Origin of the sequence: Kribbella sp. NBC_00482, assembly GCF_036013725.1 — a bacterium.
GTDB lineage: Bacteria > Actinomycetota > Actinomycetes > Propionibacteriales > Kribbellaceae > Kribbella.
In genome coordinates this window covers 1026062-1042291 of sequence record NZ_CP107881.1, presented here as the reverse complement: position 1 = coordinate 1042291, position 16230 = coordinate 1026062, and the positions used below count along the sequence as shown (strand labels likewise).

The 16230-nt window shown below is 67.5% G+C and carries 15 protein-coding genes; 12 read left to right on the top strand and 3 right to left on the bottom strand.

The annotated features are described in order from the left end of the window. The first annotated feature begins 1 nt into the window (after position 1). From OHB24_RS05280 to OHB24_RS05265, 4 genes are all read left to right on the top strand, one after another. Positions 2 to 403 carry a DUF6188 family protein gene (locus tag OHB24_RS05280; protein WP_327637820.1) on the top strand — a complete coding sequence of 134 codons (402 nt, stop codon included), beginning with the start codon at positions 2 to 4 and terminating at the stop codon, positions 401 to 403. Positions 404 to 554: 151 nt separating this feature from the next. Then, positions 555 to 1043: a hypothetical protein gene (locus OHB24_RS05275; RefSeq protein WP_327637819.1), complete on the top strand. Its 489-nt coding sequence runs from the start codon at positions 555 to 557 to the stop codon at positions 1041 to 1043. A 58-nt stretch (positions 1044 to 1101) separates the two neighbouring features. After that, positions 1102 to 1566 (top strand): hypothetical protein, encoded by a 465-nt coding sequence (locus OHB24_RS05270; RefSeq protein ID WP_327637818.1) that lies wholly within the window; start codon positions 1102 to 1104, stop codon positions 1564 to 1566. A 104-nt stretch (positions 1567 to 1670) separates the two neighbouring features. Beyond that, a complete protein-coding gene (locus OHB24_RS05265) occupies positions 1671 to 2834 on the top strand; it encodes an MFS transporter (protein WP_327637817.1) in 1164 nt (387 codons plus the stop codon). Here the strand turns inward: OHB24_RS05265 and coaA are convergent. Then, positions 2815 to 3768, bottom strand: coding sequence for a type I pantothenate kinase (gene coaA / locus OHB24_RS05260; RefSeq protein ID WP_327637816.1), 954 nt, complete (start codon positions 3766 to 3768; stop codon positions 2815 to 2817). The genes OHB24_RS05265 and coaA overlap by 20 nt on opposite strands. A gap of 271 nt (positions 3769 to 4039) precedes the next feature. Here coaA and OHB24_RS05255 point away from each other — a divergent pair, with 271 nt between their 5' ends. The 4 genes from OHB24_RS05255 to OHB24_RS05240 are packed head-to-tail and all read left to right on the top strand — an operon-like array spanning position 4040 to position 8681. Then, positions 4040 to 5878: an alpha-glucuronidase gene (locus OHB24_RS05255; RefSeq protein ID WP_327637815.1), complete on the top strand. Its 1839-nt coding sequence runs from the start codon at positions 4040 to 4042 to the stop codon at positions 5876 to 5878. A gap of 32 nt (positions 5879 to 5910) precedes the next feature. Beyond that, positions 5911 to 6915 (top strand): LacI family DNA-binding transcriptional regulator, encoded by a 1005-nt coding sequence (locus tag OHB24_RS05250; protein ID WP_327637814.1) that lies wholly within the window; start codon positions 5911 to 5913, stop codon positions 6913 to 6915. Positions 6916 to 6924: 9 nt separating this feature from the next. Continuing rightward, positions 6925 to 7275 (top strand): holo-ACP synthase, encoded by a 351-nt coding sequence (locus tag OHB24_RS05245; RefSeq protein ID WP_327637813.1) that lies wholly within the window; start codon positions 6925 to 6927, stop codon positions 7273 to 7275. A gap of 2 nt (positions 7276 to 7277) precedes the next feature. Beyond that, positions 7278 to 8681 carry an NAD(P)H-hydrate dehydratase gene (locus tag OHB24_RS05240; RefSeq protein WP_327637812.1) on the top strand — a complete coding sequence of 468 codons (1404 nt, stop codon included), beginning with the start codon at positions 7278 to 7280 and terminating at the stop codon, positions 8679 to 8681. 1 nt (position 8682) lies between these two features. Here OHB24_RS05240 and OHB24_RS05235 read toward each other — a convergent pair whose 3' ends face one another. Beyond that, complete coding sequence (locus tag OHB24_RS05235; RefSeq protein WP_327637811.1) at positions 8683 to 9225, bottom strand: flavodoxin; 543 nt, start codon at positions 9223 to 9225, stop codon at positions 8683 to 8685. A 175-nt stretch (positions 9226 to 9400) separates the two neighbouring features. Between OHB24_RS05235 and OHB24_RS05230 the strand changes: the two genes are divergently transcribed. After that, entirely contained in the window at positions 9401 to 10270 is an 870-nt protein-coding gene (locus OHB24_RS05230) for a helix-turn-helix transcriptional regulator (protein WP_327637810.1), read from the top strand. 69 nt (positions 10271 to 10339) lie between these two features. Further along, positions 10340 to 13285, top strand: coding sequence for a PIG-L family deacetylase (locus tag OHB24_RS05225; RefSeq protein ID WP_327637809.1), 2946 nt, complete (start codon positions 10340 to 10342; stop codon positions 13283 to 13285). On the opposite strand, the gene OHB24_RS05220 is transcribed toward OHB24_RS05225, so the two are convergent. After that, on the bottom strand, positions 13286 to 14077 hold the full coding sequence (locus tag OHB24_RS05220; RefSeq protein ID WP_327637808.1) for an META domain-containing protein: 792 nt from the start codon (positions 14075 to 14077) through the stop codon (positions 13286 to 13288). Positions 14078 to 14286: 209 nt separating this feature from the next. Between OHB24_RS05220 and OHB24_RS05215 the strand changes: the two genes are divergently transcribed. Together OHB24_RS05215 and OHB24_RS05210 are read left to right on the top strand one after the other, a co-directional pair. Further along, positions 14287 to 15510 carry a GH12 family glycosyl hydrolase domain-containing protein gene (locus OHB24_RS05215; protein WP_327637807.1) on the top strand — a complete coding sequence of 408 codons (1224 nt, stop codon included), beginning with the start codon at positions 14287 to 14289 and terminating at the stop codon, positions 15508 to 15510. A 65-nt stretch (positions 15511 to 15575) separates the two neighbouring features. Then, positions 15576 to 16217, top strand: coding sequence for an HAD family hydrolase (locus OHB24_RS05210; protein ID WP_327637806.1), 642 nt, complete (start codon positions 15576 to 15578; stop codon positions 16215 to 16217). The last annotated feature ends 13 nt before the right edge of the window (positions 16218 to 16230 follow it).

Sequence of the window (16230 nt, the reverse complement as noted above, 5' to 3'; positions counted from 1 at the left end):
GATGTTCAAGGAATTGCCGGATCGATGGATATTTGGAATTCGTGACCGGAAGGTCGTGCAGGCGGAGGTGCGCGCCGGTACGTGTCGCATTGAATTCATGGAAGGTTTCGTGATCTCGGCCGACGTCGATGTACAGATGACCGATGCGTCGACGGTCGATCTGCCGCATGCGGCAACGGAAGTGGCTGAAGATCTGACAATGCTGGTCGGTACTGAAGTGGCATCGGCAGTCGCATTCAAGAGTGGAATGGTGAGGCTGGTGTTCCGCCCGGGCTATCACGTTGTCATGACTCCCAGGGATGCGGAGCGGATCGTCATACGGCAGTCAGGGCAATTCGAGTGGATTGGGCAGGCGGGAAAAGGTGAGATGGCTGTGTGGAGCGAGGAACCCCAGTCCCGCTGAGGCGGCATGTGTTGCGCATGGCGCCAACGCGCCGACACCGTTTGTGCCAACGGCAACCTAGCCCTGTGCCCAGGCGACCCCACAACGCCGGCCGGTCTGGCACAGCGGACACTACAAAAGGATGGACTTGTTCAGATCTGGGGATCGGGCTGTGGATGCTGGTAGATCACGCGAATGGGCCGATTGGGTGGATGTTGAAGCGCGTCTTCCCTGGCTCACGACGGAGCCCTACCTACTCGAAACGGACGATCTCGGTCGGACCTTGACGAGCCTGGAGGAGCTCGGGTTCCGGGTGGTCAGGGTGCAAGCGCCTCAAGAAGGTGACTTGGAGTCGGGCCTGCTTGTTGAGTTGAGTGAGGGACTTGGGTTCACTGGGCTCGGCGCGGGTTCGTGGGCGGCTTTTGCGGATCGGTTGTGGGACTTGTTGACTGACGGCTGGCATCCACCTGTTGCTGTGATCGTCGAGGACGCGGATCGGCTGCTGGCCAAGGATCTCCACACCTTCGTGAGGTGCGTGCACAAGCTCGTTTCCCTCACCGAGGGGGTCGGCTTTTCAGACGATCGTGCGCAGCGTCAGGTTGTGTACTTCTTCATCGGACATTGGGTGGAGCAACCGAGTTCCTCCTCCCGTACGCCGTAGCTGGTCAGCTTGACGGTGTTCCGAGGTCGATCACGTCCACCTATCAAGTGAGGGTCTCGTGAAGAAGGTCACTCATGCGCTGACGATGAACGGCCGGATTCATGGGGAGGTCAAGGACCCGGATCTGTCGCCGCGGGAGGTGATCGAGCAGCGGCTTGCCCTCCTCGACGGCGTGGATCGCTACTCGCTGAGTCTCTGGAGACTTCCCACAGACGTCCCGTTCGATCGTGTCGATCTCGCGGCTTGGCCGCAGCAGTATGTCCAGGCGGCAGGTTCAGCGGACGGCATGACTGTGGAGGTGCGTCGACCAGGGGAGCCAGGGCGGCGACATTTCGTCGTGGGGCGGGCGGTGGCTGACAACTCAGGGCCGGCGGCCGAGGTCGTCATACCCTGGGACGGCTGTGAGGCGCGTGTGTACTCGTATGAGGTGCTCTCGGCGGCGGAGGCTGCTGAGGTGTTCGTGCAGTACTACGACAACGGACAGGTTCCGGACACCTTGCGCCTGCGACCGCTCCCTCTCTGACGATGAGGGAGGGGTTGTCGACAAAGACACTCTGGGAACTGGTCCTCTCGATCGCTGTGGAACTGGATCTGTAGGGCGTACCGGTATTTCTCTAGCTTCTAGGTATGACCACTGCGTGTGAGGTTCCGACAGTCAGCGTTGGCCCGCTTCTGAGCAGTCAGTTCGTGCGGTTGTTGGGGATGGTGTTTGGGTCGGGGCTCAGCATGTACCTGCTGACGTCTGTGGTGCCTCTGTACTTGGCTGCTAACGGGGCCGGGGGTGTGGGGGCGGGGCTGTCTACCGCGGCGATGATGTTTGCTGCGGTGGGGGTTGAGTTGGTGGTGCCGCGGATGTTGGCGCGGTGGGGGTACCAGGTTGTGCTGGGGTTGGGGCTGGTTCTGCTTGGGGCGCCTTCGCTGGTGTTGTTGGGGTCGGCTTCGCTTCCGGTTGTGCTCAGCGTGTGTGTCGTGCGTGGGGCGGGGCTGGCGATTCTGGTGGTGGGGGCGGTGGCGCTGGTTGCCGAGCTCACTCCGCCGGCTCGTCGTGGTGAGGCGCTCGGGGTGTACGGCGTGGCAGTCGGCGTACCTGCGGTGATCGGGCTGCCGCTCGGGGTTTATCTGATCGACGTGATCGGGTTCGGTGCGTTGTTCGTGCTGGCGGCCGTCGCGTCGCTCGCCGGGCTGGTCATGCTGATCGGTCTGCCTGGGCGGATTGAGGTCGCGGATCAGCACGTGAAGGTGCTGGGCGGCGTACGGCGGAGTGGGTTGTTGATGCCGACGCTCGTGTTCGCCGCGGTGACTGTCGCGGCGGGGATCAGCGTCACGTTTCTGCCGCTTGCTGTTGCCGGGGACAGGCAGTCGATGATCGCGTCGGCCCTTCTGCTGCAGGCGATCGCGGCGCCGGCCGCACGTTGGCTGGCCGGGCGGTACGCCGATCGTGTCGGGCCTGCGAAGCTGCTCGCACCCGCGCTCGTGCTCGCCGCCGCCGGCGCCGGATCACTCGTTTTCCTGCCTAGCCCGATCGCGATCCTGATCGGCTCCACCTGCTTCGGGGCGGGGTTCGGCGCCGCGCAGAACCTGACGCTGACCCTGATGTACAACCGCGTCGACCGCTCCCGCTACGGCCAGGTCAGCGCCCTCTGGAACCTGGCGTACGACGGCGGCTGGGGCCTCGGCGCACTGGCCTTCGGCGCGATCGTCGGCGGCACCGGCTACCCGGTGGCCTTCGCCCTCACCGCGGCGGTCGTCGCACTGGCCGTCGTACCTGCAGTCAGAGCTTCCGTAGCCTGACCCAGCGGACGGCGTGGTCGGCGCCTTTGCGGAGGACCAGGGTGGCGCGGGAGCGGGTGGGGAGGATGTTCTCGCGCAGGTTCGGGCCGTTGATGCCGTCCCAGAGCGACTCGGCCTTCTTGATCGCTTCCTCGCGGCTGAGCTCGCCGTACCGGACGAAGTACGACTCCGGGTTGCGGAACGCCGTCTCCCAGAGCTTGAGGAAACGGGCCACGTACCAGGAGCGGACGTCGTCGGCCGCCGCGTCGACGTACACCGAGAAGTCGAAGAAGTCGCTGACCGCGAGGCCGCTCTTGCCGTCCGCGTGCCGGGGTGCCGGCTGCAGGACGTTCAGGCCTTCGAGCAGGAGGATGTCGGGCTGCTCGACAGTCGTCCGTACGCCGTCCATGCGGTCGTAGTGCAGGTGCGAGTAAACCGGCGCCTCGACCGAGTCGATCCCGGACTTCACCTCGACCACGAAGCGGAGCAATGACTTGCGGTCGTACGACTCCGGGAAGCCCTTGCGCTGCATCAGGTTGCGGCGCTCGAGTTCGGCGTTCGGCCACAGGAAGCCGTCGGTGGTGACGAGCGCGACCCGCGGGTGCTCGGGCCAGCGGGCCAGCAGTTCGCGCAGCAGTCGCGCGGTCGTGGACTTGCCGACGGCAACCGATCCGCCGATCCCGATCACGAACGGGGTGCGGGTCTCGGCCGGTTTGCCGAGGAAACTCTCCGTGTCGGCGTGCAGTGCGCGGGCGTGCCGGACGTAGAGCGAGAGGATCCGCGACAGCGGCAGGTACACCTCGCGGACCTCGTCCATGTCGATCTCGTCACCGAGACCGCGTAACCGCTCGACCTCGTCCGCCGTCAGCGGGGAGATGGTGGTCTCGGCCAATTGCGCCCAGGTGGCCCGGTCGAGCTCGGTGTAGGGAGTCACCTCCCGCGACGGCTGCAGCATGTGGCCCATTGTTCCCATCGGCGCGCGATGCACCCACATCGGGACGGCGTGGCCTTGGTCTCAGAGTGTCTCGGAGTGTCTCAGCTACGGTACGGTCTCGAAACTTTCGGTCACCGTTCGGTGACCGTCTGGTGTGTAAGTATCGACGCTCGATGACGGTATTGATGCCACGCCTCCGGCGCGGCGGGTCCTGGGGCTGCAACTCCCGGTCTTCCCTCGTCGCTCCGGTCGCTTCGCTCCCTCCGCTCCTCAGTCCAGACCGGGAGGCCCCATGACCGGCGATTCCGCCTGGCTTGGTACGCAACGCCTGCCCGAGGTGACCGTGCATGCGTCGGGCGTGCTCGCGCAGACGATCCGCGCCGAGGTCCGGCAGACGCGCCGTTTCCGCACCGACGTACAGGTCGCCGTCTGCACGCTGACCCGGGTCAGGGAGACCGCTCTCTGGCAGCAGGTCGAGGCCGCCGTGCCCGAGCACGGGCTGGGCGTCGAGGGGTTCGTGGTGGTGCGACGGGGCAACGATCTCGTTGTCGCGGCCGAGGGCGGCCACGGATTGCTGTACGGGTACTTCTACGTGCTGCGGTACTTCGAGTGGATGAGCGGCGACTTCACCGTCGTCGAGCAGCCCGCCGTACCGATCCGGATGCTGGACCACTGGGACGAGCTGTCCGGTGTCGTACGGCGCGGATACTCGGGAAAATCGATCTTTTTCCGTGACGGCGAGGTGGTGCCCGACCTCAGCCGGGTCCGGGCGTACGCGCGATTGCTGGCGTCCATCGGGATCAACGCGGTCGCGCTCGCCACCGCCGAGCTGCCCGATGTGGCGCGGCTGGCCGGCGTTTTCCGCGAGTACGGGATCGCAGTCAGTCTCGCGGTCGACTTCATCGACGACCCGCGTGACGAGCGGGTCGCGCGCTGGTGGGCCGCCACGATCGCCCGGGTGTACGACGTCGTACCGGATCTCGGCGGGCTCGTGGTGCGGACGGCTCGTGATCCCGAGGGCGCGAACCTGCTGGCCCGAGCAGTGGCGCCGTACGGCGGGAGCGTTTTCTGGCGATGTTCCGGCGCGGAGCCCGAACAGGACTGGCGCGATCGGCGGGCGGATCGGGCGAGGGCGGCGTACGACGGGTTCATCCCGCTGGACGGGCGGTTCGAGGAAAACGTTGTCTTGCAGGTCAAACACGGACCGCTGGACTTCCAGGTCCGGGAGCCGGTCTCACCGCTGCTCGGGGAATTCCAGGAAACCGTTTTCGGTGTCGAGTTGCAGGTCACGCAGGAGTACTCCGGCCAGCAGCAGGACCTGTGCTACCTCGGGCCTTGGTGGCGGGAGATCCTGCAGTTCGACACGTCCGGTGGCGGTGGCGTGACCGTTGCCGACCGCATCGGTGCGATCGTTGCCGTGTCCAACGTCGGCGACGACCTGAACTGGACCGGGCACAAGCTTGCGCAGAGCAACCTCTATGCGTTCGGACGGCTCGCATGGGATCCCGCCGCGGATCCGGTCAGCCTCCTGCACGAGTGGGCGGCCGCGACGTTCGCGATGGACGACCGGACCCGGAGCGAGTTGGTGACGATCCTGTCCGGCTCGTGGCAGACGTACGAGCGGTACACCGCGCCGCTCGGCGTCGGGTTCATGGTGACGCCAGGGACGCACTACGGGCCGAACGTGAACGGGTACGAGTTCTCGGGCGCGGGGACGTACCACTTCGCGGATCGGTACGGCGTCGGCGTGGACCGGACCGTGAAGACAGGCTCGGGGTTCACCGGGCAGTATCCGGAACCGCTCGCGAGCCTGTACGAGGACCTGTACACGTGTCCCGACGAGCTGCTGCTGTTCTTCCACCACGTGCCCTACGACCACGTGCTCCAGAGCGGGAGCACAGTGCTGCAACACATCTACGACACACACTTCCAGGGGTACGCCGAGGTAGAGGCGATGGTCGCGCGCTGGCAGGTGATCGCCGAGCGCTTCGAACCGGCCATCCGCGAGAACATCACCGCCCGCTTCGAGACCCAGCTGTCGAACGCCCGCGAGTGGCGCGACCAGGTCAACACGTTCTTCTACCGGCTCAGCGGCGTACCAGATGCGCGCGGCCGCACGATTAATCGCTAGGCTGGTTCGAAAGTTTCGGATCGGGAGGCGTTGTGGCCGAGCGGCCGACCATTGCGAAAATTGCGGAGCAGGCCGGGGTGTCGGTGCCGACCGTCTCCAAGGTGCTGAACGGGCGCGCGGACGTGGCGGCGGCGACCCGGGCGCGGATCGAGAGCCTGATCCAGGAGCACGGGTACCGGCGGCGGAGCTCGAGTACGGCGGCCGGCCCGATGATCGACCTGGTGTTCAACCAGCTCGGTGGCGAGTGGGCGATGGAGCTGATCCGCGGCGTCGAGGAGGTCGTCCGCGCCGAGGGCGTCGAACTGGTGCTGTCCGAGTGCGGCGGTGCGCTCCGGCCGCGGCAGGAGTGGATCGAGTCGGTGCTGAACCGGCGGCCGCTCGGCGTGATCATGGTGTTCTCGGACCTGGACGCCGATCAGCGCGCGCAGTTGGAGGCGCGGCGGATCCCGTTCGTGGTCGTCGATCCGGTCGGCGATGTGGGGGACGACGTACCGTCGATCGGCTCCGCGAACTGGAACGGCGGCCGGATGGCGACGACGCATCTGCGCACGCTCGGCCACACCCGGATCGGGATGATCGGCGGTCCGATCTCGACGCTGTGCTCGCGGCAACGCGTCGACGGGTACACAGATGCGCTGCGTTCAACAGGTGCCGACGTCGATCCGGCGCTGATCCGGTGGGCCGACTTCGAGGTCGCCGGCGCCCATCGCGAGGCGCTCGACCTGCTCCGCCGAGCCGACCGGCCCACCGCGATCTTCGCCGGCAGCGACATGCAGGCACTGGGCGTCTACCAGGCCGCTCGTGAACTGGGGCTGGACGTTCCGCGAGACCTGTCGGTGGTCGGGTACGACGATCTTCCTGTTGCGCAGTGGGTGACGCCGACCCTCACCACGGTCCACCAGCCGCTCCATCAGATGGCCGAGCTCGCGACGCGCGTAGTACTCGATCTCTCGAGAGGCCGCACCCCCACCGCCCTCCGCCTGGACCTGGCCGTAGACCTACGCATCCGCCAATCCACCGCGTCCCCTTACCGTTAGGGTGGCTGCATGATCGTCGGCGTGGGTATTGATGTGGTCGACGTGGATCGGTTCATGCGGACGCTGGAACGTACGCCGGGGTTGCGGGATCGGGTGTTCACCCCCGTGGAGGCGGTGAAGCCGCCGGCGTCGCTGGCGGCTCGGTTCGCGGCCAAGGAGGCGTTGGCGAAGGCGCTCGGGGCGCCCGGGGGCATGCATTGGCACGACGCCGAGGTGCAGACCGACGAGACCGGGCGGCCGTGGCTGGAGATCACCGGCACGGTGGCGGCGCAGGCGGCCAAACTCGGCGTACAGAGCCTGCATCTGTCGTTGAGCCACGACGCCGGAATCGCCTCCGCCGTGGTCGTCCTGGAGGGTTGAGCATGCGTCGTGCGCACACGGTCGAGCAGGTTCGGGCGGCTGAGGCCGAGTTGATGGCGAAGCTACCCGACGGCACGCTGATGCAGCGGGCGGCGACCGGGCTGGCGGTTGCCGTCAGCAACTTCCTCGGCGGCACGTACGGCGCTCGCGTGGTCCTCCTGATCGGCTCCGGCGACAACGGCGGCGACGCCCTGTACGCCGGCGCCCAACTGTCCCGCCGCGGCGCCCAGGTCACCGCCGTCCTGCTGTCGGACAAGGCACACGCAGCCGGCCTCGCCGCCCTCAAGACAGCGGGCGGCCGAGCAATCCCCACCTCGTCCGCCGTGAGTGTTGTTGCCGGGGCCGATGTGGTGGTGGATGGGATTGTCGGGATCGGTGGGCGGCCGGGGCTTCGGGCTGAGGCGCTTGCTGTGGTGCAGGTTGCCGAGAAGTACGGCGTACCGATCGTGGCTGTCGACACTCCGTCCGGTGTCGACGTGGACACCGGGGAGACGCCCGAGCCGCACGTCAACGCCGCGCTCACCGTCACATTCGGCACGCACAAGATCTGCCACTTCGTCGACCCCGCCGCGACCGCCTGCGGCCCGGTCCACCTCGTCGACATCGGCCTCGAACTCCCACCCGCGGAAGTGCAGGCGCTCCAAGCCGCGGACGTCAGAGCGCTCTATCCCGTCCCGCACGGCGAGTCCGACAAGTACTCGCGCGGCGTCCTCGGCCTGATGGTCGGCTCCACCCAGTACCCAGGCGCCGCAGTGATCGCCACCGCCGGCGCCCTCGCCGGGCCTGTCGGCATGGTCCGGTACGTCGGCCCGGACGCGGTGGCGCGCGCCGTATGGGAAGCCCACCCGGAGGTCGTCGGCGACGGCCGGGTTCAGGCGTGGACGATCGGCTCGGGCCTCGGCGACGAACTCGATATCCCCCGGATCCGCGAGCTGCTCGACGCCGACGAGCCCGTTGTCCTGGACGCGGACGGTCTGAAGGCGCTCGACGATTCCGGCGACCACGTCGACGTACTGGTCACGCCGCACGCCGGTGAGCTGTCTCGCCTGCTCGGTGTCGATCGCGCGACCGTCGAGGCCGAGCGGCTGAAGTACGCGCGGCTCGCGGCCGAGCGCTTCGACGTGACGGTCCTGCTCAAGGGCGCCACCACGGTCATTGCCAGTCCGGACGGTGAGGTCCGGGTGAACACGAACGCCACTCCATGGCTCGCGACCGCGGGCGCCGGCGACGTGCTCGCCGGCGTGTGCGGTGCCCTCCTCGCCGGCGGTCTGACGCCTCTCGACGCGGCGAGCGTCGGCGCGTACCTGCACGCCGCCGCAGCCAACCTCGCCTCCGACGGCGGACCCATCACCGCCATCAAGGTCGCCCAAGCCCTCCCCGAAACAACCCGCCGCCTCCTGAGCTGAATCAGCGGAGGCCGATTCGTTGGAGCCAGTCGGTGATCTGCGGGCGGGCTTGGGCTGCTTGTTCGCCGCGTACGGCGAGGCCCTCGGCGATGGTGGCTCCGGGGCAGGAGCGGGTGTAGTCGCGTTCGGTCGTGCCGAGGCCGCTCATTGCGTACGTCGTGAAGGGGTGCACAGTCTTGCCGGTGAAGTCGAGCTTCTCGGTGAAGGTCGACATGATCATCGGGGCCCGCACGTTCCAGATCGGGCTGCCGAGCAGGACGATGTCGTACGGGTCGAGAGCGGGCAGCGGCTTGGCGATCGCGGGGCGTGCGTCGGCGTTCTGCTCGCGGACGTTGCGGGCGACGGTGTCGTCGTACCTGTCCGAGTAGGTTTCGGCGGCCTCGATCCGGTACACGTCGCACGCGACGAGGTCGGCGATCATCGTCGCGACGACCTCGGTGTTGCCGACCTTCAGCCAGGTACGACCGCCGTTGTCGTAGTTCTCGCCCGGTCGGGAGAAGTACGCCACCAACACCTTCCGCCCAGCGGTTTTCGTGGATTTCACCGAGCACGCTCCGAGAACACTGGTCAGTGCGAGGCCGAGGAGTTGCCGGCGTCTGAGGGACGGTTGGTGCATGGGTCCAGGAGACATCCGTCCGCATCACAGGTGGGAGTCCCCGGTGTAACAGGTACCAGGAGACCCTCCCATCGCGGACGCGCCCGCCCGTACGGTGGAAATCGTGAGCATCAAGGACGACGTGCGGGAGTTCCTCACCAGCCGGCGTGCGAACGTGACGCCCGAGCAGGCCGGCCTGCCGACCTTCGGCGACAAGCGCCGCGTCGCAGGGCTGCGTCGCGAGGAGGTCGCCCTGCTCGCGGGCGTCAGCGCCGACTACTACACCCGCCTCGAACGCGGCAATCTCGCCGGCGTCTCCGAGCAGGTCCTCGAAGCGCTGGGCCGCGCCTTGCGCCTCGACGACGCCGAGCGGGCCCACCTGGCCGACCTCGCCCGCGCCTCGAGCGGTCCGGTCCGCGGATCACGCCGTACGGCGGTCTCGAAGGTACGTCCCGGCGTACTGCGGATCCTGGAGTCGCTCGCGACACCGGCGTACGTCCGCAACGCGCGCACCGACATCCTCGCCGCGAACGATCTCGCGTTTGCGCTGTACGACGGGATTCTCGACCGCGACCGGCTGCCGCTGAACGTCGCGAAGTTCCTGTTCCTCGATCAGCGCGCGCCCGGCTTCTTCCTGGACTGGGAGACGGTCGCCGACGACGCCGTCGCCGCACTCCGCGCCGAGGCAGGCCGTAGCCCTCACGACAAGAGCCTTACCGACCTCGTCGGCGAACTCGCCACCCGGAGCGAGGAGTTCCGCACGCGGTGGGCACGGCACAACGTCAAGTACCACCGCACGGCCGCCAAGCGGCTGCACAACTCCCTGGTCGGCGACCTCGCGCTCACCGGCGAGGCCATGGAACTGCCGGGCGACGGACTGGTGATCGTCACCTACACCGCCGAACCGGACAGCCCGGCGGCCGAGGCGCTGCGTTTCCTGGCGAACTGGGCGATCACTAGCGTTCCTGCCCCGCAGGAGAGGGACGCGCGGTAAGCGGTTGCGCGGGTCTGTGGTGCGGACGTAGGACTGGAGCGTTGCCTCCGCCGCCTTTGGAGTGTGCACGTGAAGCGATTCGCCGGGTTCGTGATTCTTGTCCTGCTCGCCGTGCTGCCGGTTCCGGCCGTGGCCATGCCCCAGACGACCCAGACGACCCAGACGGCCCAGCCGTACGTGGCTGATCGTCAGACGAAGATCGACGTGATGGGGGAGTGGGCCCATCCGGACGACGACACCAGCATCATCGGGCCGTGTGGCGTCTGGCATCAGCAGTACGGCGTCAAGTGCGGCGTGATCATGGTGACCCGAGGTGAGGGCGGCGGTAACGCGACCGGTCCCGAGCTCGGGCCTGAGCTCGGTCTGCGCCGCGAGAACGAGGACCGCGTCGCGCACTACCGCTCCGGGACGGTCGACATCTTCAACCTCGACCGGATCGACTTCTTCTACAACCAGAGCGCGCCGCTGACGCAGTACTTCTGGGACGAGCAGGAAACGCTCCGGAGGGTCACGCGGGTGATCCGCGAGACGCAGCCGGAGGTCTACATCGGCTTCACCCCGACCCTTGCGGCCGGCCACGGAAACCACCAGCAGGCCGGTCGGCTGATCTGGGAAGGCGTGCTCGCGGCAGCGGACCCGACCATGTTCCCGGAGCAGCTGAAGGGCCCGCACGCCCTCAGCACCTGGCAGGTGAAGAAGGTCTTCTCCGGCGGAGCGACCGCAGGCACCGGCGGTACGACGACCTCGGCGAACTGCACCACCGGATTCACGCCGACCGGCCTCGACACCGTCGCGGGCGTGTGGACCGGCTACAACTCGCCGTACGCCTGGCCTGCGGGCAACGTGCAAGGGCAGACCGCCGGTACGCCGAAGATCTGGCAGCAGGTCGCGGACGAGGGCCGCGCGGCGTACCCGACCCAGAGCCGCGTGATGTACAAGGGCGCGTCGGTTCCCGCCTGTCCGCGGTTCGGGATGACCGAGTCGTTCGTACCGTTCCAGCCGAACAGCAGCGCGGCAGCCGGCCGCGACGACGCGATCCTGTTCGGCGCGACCAAACCCGACCCAGGCGGACTGCCGCTCGGAACGCTCGAATACCTGACCTTCGACAAGTTCTACAACGTCGCCGGTGAACCCTTCCAGGCCACCGTGCACCTCCGCGGAAAGCTTGCCAAGGGCAACGTCGCGCTGACGGTTCCGGCCGGCTGGTCGACCGACGGGCCGAAACCGGTCCGCAAGGGATCGAGCGCCGACCTCACCTTCACCGTCACACCCGCCGCGACGGCGGCCGTCGACCAGAACGCGAAGGTTTCCGCGCTCTACACCACCGAGCACGCGAGCGGTTACACGGAAAACGTTGTACGGATCGTTTCCGCCGCCGAAGGACGCTTCCAGCGCTGGGGGAACTGGCAGGAGTACGACGAGTGGCTGCAGAACACCGCGCCGCAGGCGAACCGCCTCGGCCGCTCGCAGGCGATCCAGTCGATGGGTATCGGCCAGACCATCGATGTACCGGTCGTGGTCCACAACTGGTCCGCCGAGCAGCAGACCGGCGCTGTCTCGCTCGACCTTCCGCCGAACTTCACCGTCGACGCCAACGCGAAGCCGTACGATCTCGCACCCGGCGCGGACGCCACCGTCACGTTCAAGCTCACCAACACCGACACGACCCTGCCCGCCCAGCAGAACGTCAACATTCCGATCCGGACGGCGACCGGTAGTGAAACGCTGACCCTCACGCTCGTCCCGACCACCGTGATCCCGCAGGCGACGCCGGTCGTCGACGGGAAGGCCGACCCGGGTGAGTACCCCGGTCCGACGCTCGACCTCGGCCGGGTCTGGCAGGGCGCGAGCACCTGTACCGGCGTCGACGACTGCGGTGTTTCGTCAACAGGAGAAGGGAATACCGCCAAGGTCAGCTGGTCCGACGACGCGCTGTACTTCTTCATCCACGTCCGCGACGACTACCAGTCGTACGCCGTGACGCCGGAGGAATGCGTCGGTCACTGGCAGGCCGACTCGGTCGAGATCCTGCTCGACCCGCGCGGCACCGCGTCCCAGGACCTCAAGGACACCGCGAACACGTTCAAGCTCGGCATCTTCCCGTTCACCCAGAGCGGCGGCCCGTGCTGGGAACGGGACGCGGACAACCACCAGGGCTACTCGAGCGGCCCGCTCGACACCGGCAACGCGCCCGGCGTACAGGTCGCCTCGACCGCGCAGTGGGTCGGCAGCAACGAGACCACGGTCCCGCACGCGTACGCCGGCGGGGGCTACGACCTCGAGGTGAAGATCCCGCTCGCCGACCTCCCGTCCGCCGTCGACCCGGCGCGGCTCGGGCTGAACATCACGCCGTACGACAACGACGACACCTCGGCCGCCGGTACGACGACGTTGCGGCATATCGACATGAGTACGCGACTCGGGTGGTCGGCGCTCGGCTCCGTGCAATCGGACCCGTACCGCTGGGGGCTCGCCACGCTTCCCGGGTACACACCGCCGGCGGACCGCCCGACCACGCCGGCGCCGCCTGACGTGTCGAACCCGAACCTCAACGGGGCACTGTCGCCGCAAACGATTGCGCAGTCCGCGCGCAACGGCGTACCGATCTCCGGCCGGGTGCCGACCGACGACCTCAGGATCCTGTCCTCTTCGGTGCGCGGCGACGCCGTACGCCTCGTCACGTCGTCGAAGGGGAACGGCACTGCTCGCGCGCTCCTGACCAGCGGTCAGCTCGGCGCGATCCCGGTGTGGACGACATCGTGCACGACCGACCCGCCGCCGGACTACGGCTTCACGCCGTGTGCGATCACCGACGGCGCCACGCCGCCGTGGTCACCGAACATGAGCGGTCATCTCGTCAAGCAGGCCACGCAGCAGATCACCCGCGGCGTGCAGCACTGGACGATCCCCCTGACCGCAGCCCAACGCCAACAACTGAAGGACCGCGGCCACCTACTCATCTCCTACGAGACAACGAAAAACGAGGTCCAAGCCTTCGACATCAGGATCGCCTAGTCAGCGTGACGCGGTGAAGTCCAGGCCGCCGGTGGTGGAGCGCAACTGCAGCGTCGAGCCGTCGATCTGGTAGGTCAGGTCGCCCTTCAATCTCTTCAGGACCAGGGATTCCACCGTCGCGGCGTCGCCGGCGCAGGCTTTGCGCGTGGTGGCCAGTTCGCCGAAGGTGACCTTGCCGGTGGCGCGCGCGACCACGCCCTGGAACTCGTTGCAACCGGTCGACCCGGTGACGCGTTCGCCGTTCAGGGTCAGCCAGACCTTCTCGAAGCCGGCCTGGTGGGACGCTGCCTGGCCGCTGACAACGGTGGTCAGTTGCCACTTCGTGCTGTCGAGAGCGAGGTCCGGCTCCGCGGATTCCTTGTCGAGCAGCGAGATCGTGGTGCTCTCGGTGCTGACCACGAGCTTGTCGCCGTCCAGCGTCCAGGTCGGCTTCGACAGGAGAACGCTGCCGATCCACGAGTCCTGGCCCTGGACGGTGCCCAGACAGCCCATCGCCGTCGAAGCGATCTCCTTGCCGAGGCTCAGTCGGCCGTCGGAGGTCGACACCGTTGTCTGCGACGTGTTGCAGCCGGCGTTCCACGAAATCTTGCCGTCGGTGGTGAACTGCAGCCGGACCTGGCTCTTCGCCGCGAGCGGCCGCGGCTTCCCGTTCTCGGTCACCGACGTGGACAGGAAGGTCCGCCCGGTCAGCGACGCGCCGGACCGAGCCGCGGGCTCGTTGCCGCAGGCGGTCAGGGCTAGTAATGCCGTCGCCGCGAGTGCGATCATCTGTTTGTTCACACGCTTGTTCACACACTCAGGACGTCGGCGGGGGCGTTGGCGTTGCACGTGAAGGCTTCGTTAATTCAGGACCCGGGGTTGACATCTCTTGATCACGGTTCGATAACGTCAAGGCCGCGTACGCGAGAGCAATTCTCTGGGGATCCAGCCAACCGTTGGTCACCCGGTAGCACTGGGGCAACACCGGGCGGCCTGTCAGCCAAAGACAGGAATGTTTTGACATGCCCCCCACCCGATCTCTCCGGAGCCGCATCCTTGTCCCCGCGGCGGTCCTTGCGGCCGGCGCGCTGATCGCGGCACCGATCGTCGTGCACGCGAGCAAGGATTCGCCGGTCGCGACCGCGAACGCCGCGGACAGCACGGTGACAGCCCTGCCCAGCGTCGGACGGGTCGAGACCTGTGTCCTTGACGCGTCCTCCGGATGCACGGTCCTGCACGGCTTCGGCCAGAAGCCGGTCGCGATCACCGCGACCGCCTCCGGTCCCGCGACACTGTCGATCGACCCACGCCGTACGACGGACGCCAGCTACCGGCTGCGTGCGCTCCGGTACGACGGCGACCGGTACCGCGCCGGAACCAAGCTGACCTACACGGTGCACTACGACTTCACGCCGGCTCCGGGTCAGCCCACGACGCCGACCCCGACCGCCACCACGACCCCGACGAAGCCGCCGACGTCCAGCACGCCGACGCCGACGCAAACCACGACCACGACCACGACTCCGACCAAGCCGCCCACGACGACGACACCGCCGACGACCACGACACCGCCGACGACCACGCCGACGTCGACCGGCAGCCCGAGCCAGAGCTGCACCAACCCCTCGTTCGTCACCACCTCGACGAACAACCAGGGCGACGGCCGCACGTTCGGTGCGTACTACGTCCACAACAACATGTGGAACAACGAGAACGGCACCTACACGCTGAGCGCCTGCAACTACAACAACTGGTACGTCGACGTCACCCAGCCGTTGCCGGGCGACAAGGGTGTTCAGGCGTACCCGAACGTGCACAAGGACTACAACGACGTGGCGCTGTCGAAGATCCAGTCGGCCAAGTTCGCGGCGAGCACACCCGCCAACTGCCCGGCCTGTATCTACAACGTCGCGTTCGACGCCTGGATCGGTGACGACCTGAACAACGAGCTGATGATCTGGACCGACAACAAGGGTCAGGTGCCTGCCGGGCGCAAGATCGGCACCGTGACGTTCAGCGGCTTCACGTACGACGTCTGGCACGAGAGCGGCTACACCGCGTACGTGTCGCAGGTGACGCAGAAGTCCGGGACGATGCCGCTGGCCAGCTTCTTCAACGACATGATCACCCGCGGCTGGGCACCGAAGGCGACGACCTGGCAGGTCGACTTCGGCGTCGAGGTGGTCTCCACCGGCAACACCAAGCAGCGCTTCAACTTCACCGATTTCTCTATCCAGGAGAACTGACCCCAACCAGCTCTCGCGCCCCGGCGGTCACCGCGTTCGCGCGGTGGCCGCTTAGGGTCTCCGGTGTGAGCGGACTCGTGATCTTCGACAACGACGGTGTGCTGGTGGACTCCGAGCGGCTGGCCAACACGATTTTGGCCGAGCTGCTCACGGAGGCGGGCCTGCCGTACACGTTCGACGAGGCGGTGCGGGACTTCATGGGCGGGTCGATGGCGTCGATGCGCCAGAAGGCGGAGGCTCAGCTCGGGCGGCCGCTGCCGGCGGATCTCGAGGACCGGTACCACCAGCGGCTGTTCGACGGGTTTTCACAGCTCCAGGCGATCGAGGGCGTTGAGGCTGTCCTCGATCACCTGGACGAGCGCGGCATCACGTACTGCCTGGCTTCCTCGGGCACCCATCGAAGGATCCGTACGGCGTTGACCGCGGTCGGCTTCCTGCACCGGTTCGAGGGCCGGATCTTCAGCGCCGAGGACGTCGCGCACGGCAAGCCCGCCCCCGACCTCTTCCTGCACGCGGCCGCCTCGATGGGCGTGAAACCGGTCGACTGCCTGGTGGTCGAGGACAGCCCGCTCGGCGTCGCCGCCGCGGTCGCGGCCGGTATGAAGGTCTTCGGGTACGCCGGTATGACCGACCCCGCGAAACTTTCCGATGCCGACACGGTTTTCCACAACATGACGGCCCTCGCGGCCCTCATCGACGGAGCCTGAGACACTGGACTGA